General features: G+C 70.3%; 16 protein-coding genes. 10 read left to right on the forward strand and 6 right to left on the reverse strand.

The genetic code is table 11. From position 1 onward, the window contains the following. Positions 1-361: 361 nt before the first annotated feature. A complete protein-coding gene (locus tag ACFWYW_RS26890) occupies positions 362-997 on the forward strand; it encodes a sigma-70 family RNA polymerase sigma factor (RefSeq protein WP_184958018.1) in 636 nt (211 codons plus the stop codon). Between the two features lie 520 nt (positions 998-1,517). On the opposite strand, the gene ACFWYW_RS26895 is transcribed toward ACFWYW_RS26890, so the two are convergent. Continuing rightward, positions 1,518-1,895: a DUF5319 domain-containing protein gene (locus ACFWYW_RS26895; protein WP_379614437.1), complete on the reverse strand. Its 378-nt coding sequence runs from the start codon at positions 1,893-1,895 to the stop codon at positions 1,518-1,520. A gap of 236 nt (positions 1,896-2,131) precedes the next feature. Between ACFWYW_RS26895 and ACFWYW_RS26900 the strand changes: the two genes are divergently transcribed. Beyond that, the gene (locus tag ACFWYW_RS26900) at positions 2,132-2,296 is read left to right on the forward strand and encodes a hypothetical protein (protein ID WP_379614435.1); all 165 of its coding nucleotides are present in this window, start codon (positions 2,132-2,134) and stop codon (positions 2,294-2,296) included. 79 nt (positions 2,297-2,375) lie between these two features. Here the strand turns inward: ACFWYW_RS26900 and ACFWYW_RS26905 are convergent, their stop codons facing one another. Then, positions 2,376-3,386: a helix-turn-helix domain-containing protein gene (locus ACFWYW_RS26905; protein ID WP_379614433.1), complete on the reverse strand. Its 1,011-nt coding sequence runs from the start codon at positions 3,384-3,386 to the stop codon at positions 2,376-2,378. Positions 3,387-3,836: 450 nt separating this feature from the next. Here ACFWYW_RS26905 and guaB point away from each other — a divergent pair, with 450 nt between their 5' ends. Together guaB and ACFWYW_RS26915 are read left to right on the forward strand one after the other, a co-directional pair. Next, positions 3,837-5,318, forward strand: a complete 1,482-nt coding sequence (gene guaB, locus ACFWYW_RS26910; protein WP_379614431.1) for an IMP dehydrogenase — start codon at positions 3,837-3,839, stop codon at positions 5,316-5,318. Positions 5,319-5,321: 3 nt separating this feature from the next. Continuing rightward, positions 5,322-6,440: a GuaB3 family IMP dehydrogenase-related protein gene (locus ACFWYW_RS26915; RefSeq protein WP_379614429.1), complete on the forward strand. Its 1,119-nt coding sequence runs from the start codon at positions 5,322-5,324 to the stop codon at positions 6,438-6,440. A 56-nt stretch (positions 6,441-6,496) separates the two neighbouring features. Here the strand turns inward: ACFWYW_RS26915 and ACFWYW_RS26920 are convergent, their stop codons facing one another. Next, complete coding sequence (locus ACFWYW_RS26920) at positions 6,497-7,072, reverse strand: dihydrofolate reductase family protein (protein ID WP_379614427.1); 576 nt, start codon at positions 7,070-7,072, stop codon at positions 6,497-6,499. Positions 7,073-7,141: 69 nt separating this feature from the next. On the opposite strand from ACFWYW_RS26920, the gene ACFWYW_RS26925 reads away from it, so the two are divergent. Both ACFWYW_RS26925 and ACFWYW_RS26930 read left to right on the forward strand, forming a co-directional pair. Continuing rightward, complete coding sequence (locus ACFWYW_RS26925; protein ID WP_379614425.1) at positions 7,142-7,714, forward strand: TetR/AcrR family transcriptional regulator; 573 nt, start codon at positions 7,142-7,144, stop codon at positions 7,712-7,714. A gap of 30 nt (positions 7,715-7,744) precedes the next feature. After that, positions 7,745-8,128: a hypothetical protein gene (locus ACFWYW_RS26930; RefSeq protein WP_379614423.1), complete on the forward strand. Its 384-nt coding sequence runs from the start codon at positions 7,745-7,747 to the stop codon at positions 8,126-8,128. Here the strand turns inward: ACFWYW_RS26930 and ACFWYW_RS26935 are convergent. Both ACFWYW_RS26935 and ACFWYW_RS26940 read right to left on the reverse strand, forming a co-directional pair. Then, positions 8,106-9,197, reverse strand: coding sequence for a sensor histidine kinase (locus tag ACFWYW_RS26935; protein WP_379614421.1), 1,092 nt, complete (start codon positions 9,195-9,197; stop codon positions 8,106-8,108). The two genes, ACFWYW_RS26930 and ACFWYW_RS26935, sit on opposite strands and share 23 nt — an antisense overlap. Next, on the reverse strand, positions 9,194-9,847 hold the full coding sequence (locus tag ACFWYW_RS26940) for a response regulator transcription factor (protein ID WP_379614419.1): 654 nt from the start codon (positions 9,845-9,847) through the stop codon (positions 9,194-9,196). Before ACFWYW_RS26940 ends, ACFWYW_RS26935 begins: the two co-directional genes overlap by 4 nt. A 111-nt stretch (positions 9,848-9,958) precedes the next feature. Between ACFWYW_RS26940 and ACFWYW_RS26945 the strand changes: the two genes are divergently transcribed. Beyond that, a complete protein-coding gene (locus ACFWYW_RS26945; protein WP_379614417.1) occupies positions 9,959-10,156 on the forward strand; it encodes a hypothetical protein in 198 nt (65 codons plus the stop codon). A gap of 228 nt (positions 10,157-10,384) precedes the next feature. On the opposite strand, the gene ACFWYW_RS26950 is transcribed toward ACFWYW_RS26945, so the two are convergent. Further along, positions 10,385-11,155: a DeoR/GlpR family DNA-binding transcription regulator gene (locus ACFWYW_RS26950; RefSeq protein WP_379614415.1), complete on the reverse strand. Its 771-nt coding sequence runs from the start codon at positions 11,153-11,155 to the stop codon at positions 10,385-10,387. A gap of 129 nt (positions 11,156-11,284) precedes the next feature. On the opposite strand from ACFWYW_RS26950, the gene ACFWYW_RS26955 reads away from it, so the two are divergent. The 3 genes from ACFWYW_RS26955 to ACFWYW_RS26965 are packed head-to-tail and all read left to right on the forward strand — an operon-like array spanning position 11,285 to position 14,312. Further along, entirely contained in the window at positions 11,285-12,160 is an 876-nt protein-coding gene (locus ACFWYW_RS26955) for an SIS domain-containing protein (RefSeq protein WP_379614413.1), read from the forward strand. Continuing rightward, positions 12,157-13,302 (forward strand): N-acetylglucosamine-6-phosphate deacetylase, encoded by a 1,146-nt coding sequence (nagA, locus tag ACFWYW_RS26960; protein ID WP_379614411.1) that lies wholly within the window; start codon positions 12,157-12,159, stop codon positions 13,300-13,302. Before ACFWYW_RS26955 ends, nagA begins: the two co-directional genes overlap by 4 nt. Continuing rightward, entirely contained in the window at positions 13,302-14,312 is a 1,011-nt protein-coding gene (locus ACFWYW_RS26965) for a 1-phosphofructokinase family hexose kinase (RefSeq protein WP_379614409.1), read from the forward strand. Before nagA ends, ACFWYW_RS26965 begins: the two co-directional genes overlap by 1 nt. The last annotated feature ends 8 nt before the right edge of the window (positions 14,313-14,320 follow it).

The following is a 14,320-nucleotide window of genomic DNA, read 5'->3' on the forward strand; positions in this document are numbered from 1 at the left end:
TGCGGGGCCGGGCGCCGTTACGCGCGCATCGTGCCCGCCTGGGTGGTTTATGCCTTTGTGCGAGTTTTTATGGGCATGAGGCGTATGTAGCGCATGAGGTCCGGTGGGCGATCTCATGCGTAGGGGCGGCGACCGGTGGATGTCCAGATGTGGAAAGTTGGGTTATTGCGGTAAACCAACCTATGGAGTAAAGCGTCTCGCGCCCGTGACAATTTTCGCGCATTTCGGGGAATCTGGTGAAATATTCCGACTCCATAGAAAGGCTTAGTGTGGTCGTCCGATTACGGGTAGTTATCGTCTCTTCAATGTGACCAATCCGTAGCCGTTCGCCATGACGACAGGCCGGACCAGGGCGGGCATCATGCCTAACGTGAGCGAGGGAAGCGTCGCCGACGCCAAAATTGGGGTAAGGCTCGCGTCGAGACTTCCGGCACGGACGGATGACTCCGACCTAAGAGAACTGACGAGCCTCGCCGTTGCGGGCGATCGTTCTGCGATCGAATCCCTGCTCGGCGAGTTGCGGCCGATGGTGGTGCGCTATTGCCGCGCCCGGCTGGGCCGGGTTTCCGGGCAATATCACATTGCAGATGACGTGGCCCAGGAGGTCTGCATCGCGGTGCTGTCCGCACTGCCGCGCTACCGGGACATGGGCCGGCCCTTCGCCTCCTTCGTCTTCGGCATCGCCTCGCACAAGGTGGCCGACGCGTTGCGGAGTTCGGTGCGCTCCGCCGTACCCACGCAGGATCTTCCTGACGGGCCCGACGAGGGCCCGGGGCCGGAAGAGACCGTGGTCCGCTACATCGAGGTCGAGCACGCGCGCAGGCTGCTGGCCCGGCTGCCCGCCAACCAGCGCGAACTCCTGCTGCTGCGGGTGGTGTCAGGACTGTCGGCCGAAGAGACCGGTAATGTACTCGGCATGTCACCAGGAGCGGTCCGCGTCGCCCAGCATCGGGCGCTGGCCAGGTTGCGGCAGATGGCCGAGCTGGAGTCGGCTTGACGCCGGAGGAACACGTGGAGGGCGCGGTCGCGTACGGCGACCGGACGCCCCCGAGCTCAACCGGCCCGTCGCCCCACGTCCCGGCCGATCCGTCATCCGGCGGCTCGGCCCGTGTGACGGCTGACGGACCTTCACCCAAGCTCTCGGATGGTCCTGTGCCCGAGGGCTGGTCGGTACGTGGGGGTTCGGCGGCTGAGGATTCCGCTGCGGCCGGCAGGTCTTCTGGGCCGGAGGAGTCCGTCTTGCCGGGGGCCGAGCCCTGTGGGGCGGTGGCCGACGAGGGGGCATCCGGGGCGCCGGCGGTCGGGGAGCGGGTGTCTCGTGCTCTGGCGGATTCCGTGGAGTCGGCGGCACGGGAACGGCAGCCTGGCAGGGCGGTGGGCGGGGAGTGGGAGCTTCAAGGGTTGACGGCTGAGGAGCAGACGGACGCGTTTCTGGATGCTCTGGCGCTCGGGTATCAGCCTGACGCGACGGATCCGGCGCTACGGCTGCTGGCGGCGTTGCGGCACGACCTCGACGATCAGCGGCGCTCTTCGGTGTCCATGACGCCGTCGACGTAGCCCCTCGCGTACTCCCAGGTCACGTAGTCGGCGGGGTCGGGGTGGAAGGCGGGCTCGTGTACCTGCGGGCGGCCCTTGTCGATCATCTGGCGGAGGTTGCCGCGGAGCAGTTCCCAGTCGAAGAAGTGCTGTTCGCCGCATTCCGGACAGTCGAGGACCAGTCCGAGGACGCCCTGAGGCTCCAGCAGCGAGCGAAAGACTTCCACGTCGGCGAGGTCGGTGATGGCCTCGTCGCGCTCGGCCGCCGTCAGCGGCTCCGGGTCGTCGAATTCGCCCATGGCCGAGGAAGGATCGTTCGGATCGTCCGCGAACGGGTCGCGGGGGACGTCTTCCAGCACCTTTCCACCATAGTGACCTAACGCAGCCTGGGCACTAATAAGCACCGCACCGACCCCTTGTGCCGCATTCACCCCGGGACCACAGCTCCCGAAATACCGGCAAACTCCCTGCCAAAACCCTGGCCAGGCCCCGGGTCCACCTTCCCGACCACGCTCAGGTCCGCTGGTTCGCCCCTCCGGGTTCGGGGCCCGCCGCCTTGGGTCGGCCGGCTCGGGTCGGCTGCTCGGATCGGGCTGTGCTCGGGCTGCTTGTCGGACGGCACTTCGAGGTGGCCGCCTCGGGTTGGTCGGCCGGAGTGGGGCTGCGCTCGGGTGGGGCTGTGCTCGGCCGCTTGCCGGACGGTGCCTGGGAGCGCACCGCGCGGCCCCGGGGCCGCTGCTTCGCCGCGTGGGTGCGCTGAGGTGTGCCGGCCGGGGTCCGGGACGGTGGCGCGGGTGATACCGGGGGGTGAGGGGCGGGGCCGTACCGGAAAGGTGGGGTTAGCCGAGCCAGCCGCGGCGGGAGGCTTCGACGCCGGCGTGGAAGCGGGACTGTGCCCCCAGTTCGGCCATCGCGTCGGCGAAGCGGGCGCGGACGGTGCGGACCGAGACGCCGAGGTGGCGGGCGATCGAGTCGTCGCACATGCCCTGCGCGGCCAGCCGCAGCACCTGGACCATGCCGTCGCCCCGCCGCCCCCACGGCAGGGGTACGGAGCGGCTCCACAGTTCCTCGAAGAGCGAGCGCAGGACGCCGACCACGATGGGCGCGCGGACGAGGTAGAAGTTGTAGGCGTGGTCGGGCAGGCCGCCGCCCCACAGCGCGGGCAGGCCGGCGGCTTCGGGGCCCGCGGTCATGAACCAGCTGGGCACCCGGTCGAGCGTGCGGACCCTTCCGCCGGACTCCAGCAGGCGCGTGAGCTGGTCGCGGACGCCTGGCAGGGCCAGGGTGGTCACCGGGATCACCGCGCGCATGCTGAGCAGGCGGCGTCGCTGGGCGTCGATCCAGGGGTCGGCGAACTTGTGGACGAAGTCGGTCATGGTGCGTTCGTCGGGGATGGCGATCAGCAACTCCAGCGGAGGAGCCTGTACGGCCATGCCGACCACGCTCTCGTAGAGCACGTCGGCCCCGCTGACCAGTTCGACCGGGAAGGGGCCGCTCTGGTAGTGGCGGCCGGCGTCGTAGTCGTGGATGAGGCCGCGGATCGAGCCCAGGGCGGAGTCGATGCGCCGGCTCTCCTCGGCCAGCCGGTCCAGTCGTTCGGCGATCAGCCGGCCGAGGGCGGCGGCCGGGTGCCGGGCGAGGTACTCGCCGGACCGCTCGTCCACCACGCCCAGCCGGACGAGGTCCTCAAGCTGCCTGCCGACCCTGTCGGCGGGGCCGTCCATGGCCTCGGCGAGCTCGGCCAGCGTGGCGCGGTGCAGGCGTAGGACCGCGGTGTACAGCGCGGTCTGTGCCGGGTCGAGGCCCAGCGTCTCGAGTGGATCGGAAACGGTGGTGGGCTCGTTACGCATGTGGGGGGCTCCGTAGGGGGGACACGGGCGTGCGGCGAGGATAACCCGGCACCGGACCTCTGTCCGGGTGTTGCTCTGACTCCTTCGGCGGGGGTGCAACTTCGTGCAATTGCACGTTTTCACATTGCGGTGTGCCCATGAGTAACGCAGGCTTAACCCAGCGTCGGCATCAAGGGTCGGGCGACGCGGCCATCAGGACGCGGAGGGGGGTTCGGTGGCGTAGAGCGCGTCCGACCAGATGCCGGTGGCCGGAGGAACCGGGCGGATCACCGACCGGCCGGTTCCTCCGGCACTTTTGTGCCTCTCCGGGGGCGCCGGGGAGACGGCGGTCCGTGGGGGTCATCGTCCCCCCGGCGCATTCTCACCCCCATCTTGCGGACCCGCGCGGTTCCGTTTGCAGGCAGGCCCTAAACTTGTCGCATCAGCGCATAGGCAGGAGGGGGCCGCAGCATGTCCAAATTCACCCAAACGGGGTTGACCTTCGATGACGTGCTGCTCGTGCCGGGATATTCGGATCTCCAACCGGGGGAAGCGGAGACCGTCACACAGCTGTCGCGCAACATCACGCTCGCCATCCCGCTGGTCTCCGCGGCCATGGACACGGTGACAGAAGCGCGCATGGCGGTGGCCATGGCCCGGCAGGGCGGCATCGGCATCCTGCACCGCAACCTGTCGATCGAGGAGCAGGCCCAGCAGGTCGACCTGGTCAAGCGGTCGGAGGCCGGGATGGTGACGAATCCGGTCACCTGTACTCCGGACGACACACTGGCCGACGTCGAGAGGCTGTGCGCGACGTACCGGATCTCGGGCGTGCCCGTGACCGACCGCGACGGCATCCTCGTCGGCATCGTCACCAACCGTGACATGCGCTTCGAGACCGACCAGAGCCGCCCGGTGCGCGAGGTCATGACGCCGATGCCGCTGGTGACCGCGCCGGTGGGCGTGTCGCGTGACGACGCCTTCTCGCTCCTGCGCAACAACAAGATCGAGAAGCTGCCGCTGATCGACGGCGACGGCCGGTTGCGCGGGCTCATCACGGTCAAGGACTTCACCAAGAGCGAGCAGTACCCGCTGGCTACCAAGGACGCGGGCGGCCGCCTGGTCGTGGGCGCGGCCGTGGGCGTGGGCCCCGACGCAGAGCTGCGGGTCAAGGCGCTGATCGAGGCCGGAGTCGACGTCGTCGTGGTGGACGTGGCCCACGGCCACTCCAAGGGGCTGGCCGACATGATCGCCACGGTCAAGGCCAACAGCAAGGTCGACGTGATCGGCGGCAACATCGCCACCAGGGCGGGCGCGCAGATGCTCGTCGACGCGGGCGCCGACGCGGTCAAGGTGGGCGTGGGCCCCGGCTCGATCTGCACCACCCGCGTCGTGGCCGGGGTGGGCGCGCCGCAGGTCACCGCGATCCATCAGGCCTCGCTTGCCTGTGGTCCCGCGGGGGTTCCGGTGATCGGCGACGGCGGCCTGCAGTACTCGGGCGACATCAGCAAGGCCATCGCGGCGGGTGCCGACGCGGTCATGCTGGGTTCGCTCCTGGCCGGGTGCGAGGAGTCCCCGGGCGAGCTGATCTTCATCAATGGCAAGCAGTTCAAGTCCTACCGCGGCATGGGTTCCCTCGGCGCGGTCCGCAACCGCGAGCGCGGCGGCATGTCCTTCAGCAAGGACCGCTACGCGCAGGCGGACGTGGGCGGCGAGGACAAGTACATCCCCGAGGGCATCGAGGGCCAGGTGCCCTACCGCGGCCCGGTCTCGGCGGTGGCCCACCAGCTGGTGGGCGGTTTGCGCCAGGGTATGTGGTACTCAGGATGCCGCACGATCGCGCAGATGCACTCCGACTGCGAGCTCATGCCGATCACCGCGGCGGGCCTCAAGGAGAGCCACCCGCACGACATCCAGATGACCGTTGAGGCTCCCAACTACCACAGAAGGTAAAACATGACTCAGGTGGAGATCGGCCGGGGCAAGACGGGCCGCCGGGCGTACGCGCTCGACGAGATCGGCCTCGTGCCCTCGCGGCGTACCCGTGACCCGGAAGAGGTCTCGATCGCCTGGCAGATCGACGCTTACCGGTTCGAGCTGCCTGTCGTGGTCGCGCCCATGGACAGTGTCGTCTCGCCGGCGACCGCGATCGAGATCGGCCGCCTCGGCGGCCTGGCGCCGCTCGACCTCGAAGGGCTCTGGACTCGTTACGAGGACCCGTCGCCGCTGCTGGAGGAGTGCGCCGCGCTCGACTCGGCCGCGGCCACCAAGCGGCTCCAGGAGATCTACGCGGCGCCGATCAAGGAAGAGCTGATCGGCCGGCGTATCGAGGAGATCCGCGCCTCGGGCGTCACCGCCGCCGTGCGCCTGTCGCCGCAGCGCACCGTGCAGTACCACAAGACGGTCATCGACGCGGGCGTCGACATCTTCGTCATCCGCGGCACCACCGTCTCGGCCGAGCACGTCTCGGGCAAGGCCGAGCCGCTCAACCTCAAGCAGTTCATCTACGAGCTCGACGTCCCGGTGATCGTCGGCGGCTGCGCCACCCACACGGCGGCGCTGCACCTCATGCGGACCGGCGCGGCCGGCGTGCTGGTCGGCTTCGGCGGCGGCGCCTCCCACACCACCCGCAACGTGCTGGGCGTGGCGGTGCCGATGGCCACGGCCATCTCCGACGTGGCCGCCGCCCGCCGCGACTACATGGACGAGTCCGGCGGCCGGTACGTGCACGTGATCGCCGACGGCGGCATGGGCACCTCCGGTGACATCGCCAAGGCGATCGCCTGCGGCGCCGACGCGGTCATGGTGGGTTCGCCGCTGGCCAGGGCGGCCGAGGCGCCGGGCCACGGGTTCCACTGGGGCTCGGAGGCCCACCACCCCGACCTGCCGCGCGGGCGGCGGGTGGAGTTCGGCACGGTGGGCACGTTGGAGCAGATCCTCCACGGTCCCTCCAGCGTGGCCGACGGCTCGATGAACCTCATGGGCGCGCTGAAGCGCACGATGGCCTCCACCGGCTACTCCGACATCAAGGAGTTCCAGCGCGTGGAGGTCGTGGTCGCGCCGGTGCAGCGCTGACGTCCGCGACACGAAGGACCCGCCCCCTCGGGGTGCGGGTCCTTTTCCGTGTACGGCTAGCCACGGGTGAACCAGGTGACCTGGGCCCCGTTGTCGAAGCTCTCGCGATGGGTGGGCGTGAACAGCGTCGGGTCGAAGCCGCCGGAGAAGGCGGCCACGCCGTCGCCGGCCACGACCGGGTAGCTCTTGATGATCAGCTCGTCGATCTCCGGGAGCACGCTGGCCGCGATCTTGCCGCCGCCGGCCAGCCAGACGTCCATTCCGGTGTCCTCGGCCTTGAGGCGCCTGACCAGCCCGATGGGGTCCTCGGTGACCAGCTCGACGGTGGGGTCGTCGATCTTTCCCAGGGTGGTGGAGACGACGTACTGGCGCAGGTGGGCGTACGGGCTGGTGACATTGATCTCCAGGGCGGGGTCGTAGGTGCCGCGGCCCATCACGAGGGTGTCGAAGCGCTGGTTGGGTGTGCCTTCGAGGCCGACGTGGGCGCGTACGTGCGTGGGCAGGGTCTCGGGGTAGCGGGCGTTGATCCAGGCCGACATCTGGTCGGAGAGCGGGTAGAAGTCCCACTGGTTGGCGGGGCCGGCGATGTAGCCGTCGATGGAGACGCCGACGTAGTAGACAAGCTTTCGCATCTTTAACTCCGTGTGTAGTACTCTGTTTGAAGTGGTTTCAACGTAGTACTACAGATGGAGTGGTGTCAAGTGCGGAAGAATCCGGAGCGGCGGCAGGCGTTGGTCGACGCCGCCATCGAGGTGCTGGCCAAGGAGGGGGCGCGCGGGCTGACGTTCCGCGCGGTCGACGCGGCGGCCGAGGTGCCGACGGGCACCGCGTCCAACTACTTCAGCAGCCGCGACGACCTGCTGACCCAGGCCGGCGGGCGCATCTACGAGCGGCTGCTGCCCGACGACGAGACCATGGCCCTGGCCGACGTGGGGGGCCAGGATCGCGCGCACTTCGCCCGGCTCATGCACGAGCTGGTCGACCGGGTCATGGCCTTCAACACCGGCTTCCTGGCGCTGCTCGAACTGCGCCTGGAGTCCACGCGCCGCCCCGAACTGCGCGAGGTCGTCACCAAGCGCATCCGCGCCGACGTGGATCAGAACATCGCCAATCACGTGGCCTCCGGCCTGCCGGGCGACTCCATGACGGTGGTGACGCTGATGCTCGCGCTCAACTGGCTGATCATGGAACGGCTGACGCTGCCCGAACTCTTCTCCGAGCAGGAGGCGCACGAGCTGGTCGACGTGCTCGTGGAGCGCCTGATCGGCCGTTGACAGTTTATTGGATAGTGCTACTATCTAATCATGATGACTCCTTGGGTGCCGGGACCCGCTGCCGGTCACACGGGCGACGTGCAGGTGATGGCCTCCCGGTTCGAGCTGAAGAGCCTGGCCCAGGTGCCCGGGTTCCTGCTCCAGGCGATGCGGATGCTGTTGCAGGCCCGGCGTAGCGCGGGGGCGGTGGGGGCCACGTTGAAGGCGGCGCCGTTCAGGAAGACCTTCTGGACGTTGTCGGCGTGGACGGACCGCGCGGCGCTCGGCGCGTTCGCCGGGGCGCAACCACATCGCGGCATCGTCCAGGCGTACAAGAGCGGCATGGCGGCATCGACGTTCGAGTTCTGGACGGCCGCCGCCCCCGCCGGTTGGGACGAGGCGCACGAACGCCTCAAGGACGAAGTGGCAGGGTGACGCGCACGCTCAGGCCGCCCTCGGGCGGCGCGCTGAGGTCGAGCGTGCCCTGGTGGGCCTCGACGATGGCGGCCACGATCGACAGGCCGAGACCGAGGCCGTCGCCCGAGGCCCGCCGCCCCGGCTCCAGCCGCCGGAACGGCTGCACCAGCATCGGAACCTGCTCGGACGGGATCACCGCGCCGGAGTTCGTGACGCGGAGGGTGGCAGCGGCGCCGTTCGCGCCGGTCTCCACCGTGATCCGGCCACCCGGCCCGGTGTACGTCACGGCGTTGCCGACCAGGTTCGCGACCAGGCGTTCCAGGAGGGCGCGGTCACCGGAGACCGGCGCGGGAGCCAGGGTCGCGCGGACGCCCGGATGGCCCAGGAACGGCTCCGCGACGGCGGCCAGGTCGAGCGGCTCCCGCCGCCCAAGGCCCTGCTGGCCGCGGGCCAGTGTCAGGAGCGCCTCGATGAGCCGCTCCTGGTGCCGTCCCGCGGCCAGCAGCCTTTCCAGTACGGCCCGCAGCGCCACCACGTCGGCGTCCGGATCGGCCAGCGCCACCTCGGCCATCGCGCGCTGAAGGGTCAGCGGCGTGCGCAGCTCGTGCGAGGCGTTGGCCACGAAGCGGCGCTGCGCGGTGAAAGCCGCGTCGAGCCGGTCGAGAAGCTCGTCGAAGGTGTCGGCCAGCTCCCTGAGCTCGTCGTCTGGTCCGGTCGCCGACAGGCGGCGGTCCAGCCGGTCGGCGGTGATGCGGCGTACCGTCGCGGTCATCACCCCCAGCGGCCGCAACGCCCGCCCGGCGACCAGCCACCCCAGCCAGAGGGAGGCCACGGCCATGGCGCCCAGCGCGATCAGCGAGTTGACCAGCAGGCGCTTGGACATGACCGGTTCCCGGAGGACGCCCAGCGCCGGTTCCCGGACGGTCACGGCCGCCGAGACCCCGCCGACCGGCAGGACGGGGGCGGCCGGTGGGCTGGGGAAGGGAGAGTGCTCGACCAGGAGATAGGTGAGCCCGACCAGAAGCGCCCCGGCCAGGACGAACAGGCCGCTGTAGAGCGCGGTCAGGCGGAATCGCACGGTCCTCATATGCGGTATCCGGCCTGGGGGATGGTTTCGATCAGCGGAGGGTCGCCGAGTTTGCGGCGCAGGCGGCTGATCGTCACCTTCACCGTCTGCGTGAACGGGTCGGCGAACTCGTCCCAGCCGCGCTCCAGCAACTGCTCCGCCGAGACGACCGCGCCCTGCGCGGCCAGCAGCAGCTCCAGCACCGCGAACTCCTTCGGGCTCAGCGTCAGCCGGCGTCCGTCGCGAGTGGCGACCCGCGTGGACGGATCCAGCCTGAGCCCACCGCGAACCAGCACTGGCGGCAACGCGGGCCACGCCCGCCTGGCAAGCGCGCGTACCCGGGCGACCAGCTCGGCGAAGGCGAACGGCTTCGGCAGGTAGTCGTCGGCGCCGATGCCCAGGCCGGTGACGCGGTCGGAGATCGTTCCCGCCGCGGTGAGCATGAGCACCCGCGCGGGCGAGCCGCCGTCCGCGAGCGTCCTGCAAACCTCGTCGCCGTGTACGCCGGGCAGGTCGCGATCCAGGACCACCACGTCATAGGCGTTGGCCGCCGCGCGTTCCAGCGCCGCGTGGCCGTCGAAGACCACGTCCACGGCCATGCCCTCGCGCCGCAGCCCGGCGGCGACCGTCAGGGCCAGTTCCTCGTGGTCCTCGACCATCAGCACCCGCATGATGCCCCAGAATGCCCCGCATCCGGTTACAGCCGGGTAACCGCGGAGGTTCCCGCCCCGCAACCGCCGCTCCGGTTGCCTGGTGCCAGCGCAACCGAACCGGAGGACACCATGCTGGGATCCACCCTGAAAGTCGTGGCCGTGACCGCGGCCGTGATCGCCACCACCGTGGCCGCGCCCCGGCCCCCCGCCGTCGCCCCGCCCGCTCACGACGGGGTGAAGGCGTTCACGGAGTGCGTGCGCTCGCAAGGCCTGCCCGAGTTCCCCGAGGTCATCGTCTCGGAGGAGGAGCTGGTCACAAGCCGGTGAGAACCCGGCTGGGGTGCACGCCACAGACGTCGCCGGGCAAGGGTGGGCCGGTTTCGGGGGCCAAGAATTCGGGTCTCAGGGGGACGACGTGGGCCGTTGCGGTGGGGACCACGTCCGACGTGAGAAGCGATCACCACGATCGGGGCGCGCGCACGACGGCGGGTGGCGGTGGGGCGGCTTGCCGTAACGGATAGGCGCTTGAAGAGAGGGAGGGGCGTGCGCCCAGACTCAGGCGCGGATGACTTTGACGCCCGCTTCGGAGAGTTGGTCGAAGAGCGCGTCGGAGAGTTGTTCGTCGGTGACGAGGGTGTCGATCTCGGACAGGGGGCAGATGCGGGCGAAGGCGCGTTTGCCGATCTTGGATGAGTCGGCGACCACCACCACCTGGGCGGCGCGGCTGGCGAGCAGGTGGTTGACGCTGGCCTCGCCCTCGTGGTGGGCAGAGGCGCCGAGTTCGGCGTCGAGCGCGTCCACGCCGAGGAACGCCGCGTCGAGGGTGACCTGGTCGAGGACGCCTCCGGCCAGCGGGCCGATGAGTTCGTAGGACTGCTGGCGGGCCACTCCGCCGGTCACCACGATCTTGACGTGCTGGCGGACGGTCAGTTCCGAGGCGATGTTCAGCGCGTTGGTGACGATGGTGAAGCCCGACTCCAGCGTCGAACGGGTGGCCAGCGTGCGGGCCAGTTCCGAGGTGGTGGTGCCGCCGTTGAGGCCGATGACGGCGCCGGGGTTGACGAGTTCGGCGGCGGCCGCGGCTATGCGGTGCTTCTCGTCGGCGTGCCGGGCGGTCTTGTAGCGCAGCGGCAGGTCGTAGCTGACGCTCTGGGCTACGGCCCCGCCCCGCGTGCGCATGAGCATCTGCTGCTGCGCGAGCTGGTCGAAGTCGCGGCGGATGGTGGCGGTGGAGACCTCGAGCGCCTGGGCGGCTTCCTCTACGGAGAGACGGCCCTCCTGGGCGAGCAATTCGAGAATCGCGTTCCATCTGTCATACCTGGACACGATTTGCCTCCTGGGTGATCCGTCAGGAGCAAGCGTGGCACAACCAGGGAGGTCAGAGCGAACAGTGCAGTTTCCTGCTCCATTCTGGTATAAAAAACGCAGAAACAATCAACTCTGGGGAGGTAAGTGGTGACCACCCACACCGAGGCAGAGATCGCATCTCAGCCCGACTGCTGGCGCCGTGCCGTCGAGAACGTTCCCGTCGACGCGCTGCCGCGACCGGGAGAGCGCGTCGCCGTCGTCGGCTGCGGGACCTCCTGGTTCATCGCGATGGCCTACGCCACGCTGCGCGAGCGGGCCGGGCTGGGCGAGACGGACGCGTTCGCCGCCTCCGAGGCGCCCACGGGACGCCGCTACGACCGCGTGCTCGCCCTCACCCGCTCCGGCACCACCACCGAGGTGCTTGAGCTGCTCGGCAAGCTCGGCGACACCAGGACCACGGCGATCACCGCCGACCCGAACACCCCGATCATGAGCGCGGCCGAGCAGGTGATCGTGCTCGACTACGCCGACGAGAAGTCCGTCGTGCAGACCCGCTTCGCCACCACCCAGCTCGCCATGCTCCGCGCGAGCCTCGGCGAGGACCTCACGAAGGCGATCGCCGACGTCGCGGAGGCGGTCGCCGCGCCGCTGCCCGATCAACTGGTCGAGGCCGAGCAGTTCAGCTTCCTCGGTTCCGGCTGGTCGGTGGGCCTGGCCCAGGAGGCGGCGCTGAAGATGCGCGAGGCGTCGCGGTCGTGGACCGAGGCGTACCCGGCCATGGAGTACCGCCACGGCCCGATCAGCATCGCCGGGCCCGGCCGGGTCACCTGGATGCTCGGCGCCGCCCCGGAAGGGCTGCGTGAGCAGGTCGAGGCCACCGGCGGCGGGTTCTTCGAGTCCGAGCTGGACCCGATGGCCGAACTCGTCCGCGCCCAGCGCGTGGCCGTCGCGCGCGCCTTCGCCCGTGGGCTCAACCCGGACGAGCCCCTGCACCTCACGCGATCTGTGATCCTTTCTTCATGAGCATCACAGCATCCGTCACTCTCTCCGACGCCCGCATCGTGAGCCCCGAGGGGGTTCACGACGGGTGGCTGACCATCGAGGACGGCCGGGTCACGCACGTCGGCCAGGGTCCGGCTCCGCGTGACGGTCACAGTCTTGGCGGACGCCACGTCGTGCCCGGGTTCGTGGACATCCACAACCACGGCGGTGCGGGCGGCTCCTTCCCGACCGGCGACCAGGAGACCGCGCGCGACGCGATCGCCCTGCACGGGAAGCACGGCACCACCACGATGGTGGCGAGCCTGGTCAGCGGGCCTGTGGCCGGTCTCGCCGCCGCGGCCGCCTCGCTGGCCGACCTGTGTGACGACGGGCTGCTGGCCGGGATCCACTTCGAGGGTCCCTACATCTCCAAGGACCGCTGCGGCGCGCATGACCCGGCCGCGCTGCGCGACCCGTCGCCGGGGGAGTTCGCCGGGCTGGTGAAGGCCGGGCGCGGGCATGTGCGCATGGTCACCATCGCCGCGGAACTGCCCGGCGCGCTCGACACCATCCGCGAGGCCGTCGGCTCCGGCGTGATCGCCGCCATCGGGCACAGCGACGCGACGTTCGAGCAGACGCAGGCCGGGATCGAGGCGGGCGGCAGCGTCGCCACCCACCTGTACAACGCGATGCCCGCGCTGGGCCACCGCGCCCCCGGGCCGATCGCCGCGCTGCTGGAGGACGAGCGGGTGACCGTCGAGCTGATCAACGACGGGGTGCACGTGCACCCGGCGATGATCAAGCTGGCCTTCGACGTCGCGGGGCCGGGCCGTACCGCGCTCATCACCGACGCCATGATGGCCACCGGCCTGTCCGACGGCGTCTACAAGCTCGGCAACATGGACGTCAACGTGGCCGGTGGCGTGGCCCGGCTGGCCACCGACGGCACGATCGCGGGCAGCACGCTCACCATGGACGTCGCCTTCCGGCGCGCGGTACGGATGGCCGGGCTCACGTTGCCCGAGGCGGTGAGCGTGACCTCGGCGACCCCGGCGCGCGTGCTCGGACTGTCGGACCGGCTCGGCACGATCGCCGCGGGCAAGTTCGCCGACCTGGTGGTGCTCTCCTCCGACCTTGAGGTGGAGGGCGTGATGCGGCGCGGAATCTGGATCACGGAGCCCTGATGATCGTCACTGTCACCCTCAACGCCGCCCTGGACACCACCTACCGGGTCGGGGCCGTGGACTGGGACGGCGTCAACCGCGTCTCGGCGGTTCACCGGCGGGCGGGTGGCAAGGGCGTCAACGTGGCCCGCGTGCTGGCCGCCCTCGGTCACGACGTGCTGGCGGTGGGCCTCGCGGGCGGCCCGACCGGCCAGGCCGTCCTGTCCGACCTGGACTCCGCCGGGCTCGCGCACGCCTTCACGCCGATCGCGGGCGAGTCCCGCGCCACACTGGTCATCTCCGCCCACCCCGCCTATCCGCCTGCCGCGGAAGATCCGTCGGGCGGGGGAGATCCGTCGAGTGCGGGTGGTCTGTCGGGTGCGGGAGGTTTTGCGGGTACGGCGGTGCCCGCCGCGGGCCGGACGGCGTTGTTCAACGAGCCGGGGCCCGAGGTGACACCCGACGAGCTGCGAAATTTCGTGATGTCGTATGAAGCGCGGGTCAAAGCGGCCGATGCGGTCGTGATCTCGGGGAGTCTGCCCCGAGGTGTGCCTGCCGACTTCTATGCCACGCTGGCTCTGATCGCCGCCCGCCACGGCGTGCCCGCCATCGTCGACGCCGACGGTGAGCCGCTGCGCCACGCCCCCACCGGACGGCCCACGATCGTCAAGCCCAACCACGAGGAGCTGGCCAGGGCGGTACCCGGCGGCACCCCGGCCGAAGGCGCCCAGGCCCTGCGCTCCCGTGGCGCCGAGTCGGTGGTCGTCTCCATGGGCAAGGACGGGCTGCTGGCCGTCACGCCGGAGGGGGACTTCCGGGCCCGCATGCCGTACACGGTGGCGGGGAATCCGACGGGCGCGGGCGACGCGCTCGTGGCCGGGCTGGCACTGGGTTTGGTCGAGGCGGCCGCCTGGCCGGAACGACTGCGCCGAGCCGCTGCCCTCGGCGCCGCCGCGGTCGCCGCCCCGGTAGCAGGCGACTTCGACCACAACGTCTACACCGACATCCACCCAAAAATCGACATTTCCTAACCCACACC

This window comes from Nonomuraea sp. NPDC059023 (genome assembly GCF_042740095.1).
Classification (GTDB): domain Bacteria; phylum Actinomycetota; class Actinomycetes; order Streptosporangiales; family Streptosporangiaceae; genus Nonomuraea.

Bases quoted from the DNA above. Each gene is read 5' to 3' on its own strand.
- ACFWYW_RS26890 (WP_184958018.1), top strand. From the start codon at position 362: ATGCCTAACGTGAGCGAGGGAAGCGTCGCCGACGCCAAAATTGGGGTA.
- ACFWYW_RS26905 (WP_379614433.1), bottom strand. From the start codon at position 3,386: ATGCGTAACGAGCCCACCACCGTTTCCGATCCACTCGAGACGCTGGGC.
- guaB (WP_379614431.1), top strand. From the start codon at position 3,837: ATGTCCAAATTCACCCAAACGGGGTTGACCTTCGATGACGTGCTGCTC.
- ACFWYW_RS26915 (WP_379614429.1), top strand. From the start codon at position 5,322: ATGACTCAGGTGGAGATCGGCCGGGGCAAGACGGGCCGCCGGGCGTAC.
- ACFWYW_RS26920 (WP_379614427.1), bottom strand. From the start codon at position 7,072: ATGCGAAAGCTTGTCTACTACGTCGGCGTCTCCATCGACGGCTACATC.
- ACFWYW_RS26930 (WP_379614423.1), top strand. From the start codon at position 7,745: ATGATGACTCCTTGGGTGCCGGGACCCGCTGCCGGTCACACGGGCGAC.
- ACFWYW_RS26935 (WP_379614421.1), bottom strand. From the start codon at position 9,197: ATGAGGACCGTGCGATTCCGCCTGACCGCGCTCTACAGCGGCCTGTTC.
- ACFWYW_RS26940 (WP_379614419.1), bottom strand. From the start codon at position 9,847: ATGCGGGTGCTGATGGTCGAGGACCACGAGGAACTGGCCCTGACGGTC.
- ACFWYW_RS26945 (WP_379614417.1), top strand. From the start codon at position 9,959: ATGCTGGGATCCACCCTGAAAGTCGTGGCCGTGACCGCGGCCGTGATC.
- nagA (WP_379614411.1), top strand. From the start codon at position 12,157: ATGAGCATCACAGCATCCGTCACTCTCTCCGACGCCCGCATCGTGAGC.
- ACFWYW_RS26965 (WP_379614409.1), top strand. From the start codon at position 13,302: ATGATCGTCACTGTCACCCTCAACGCCGCCCTGGACACCACCTACCGG.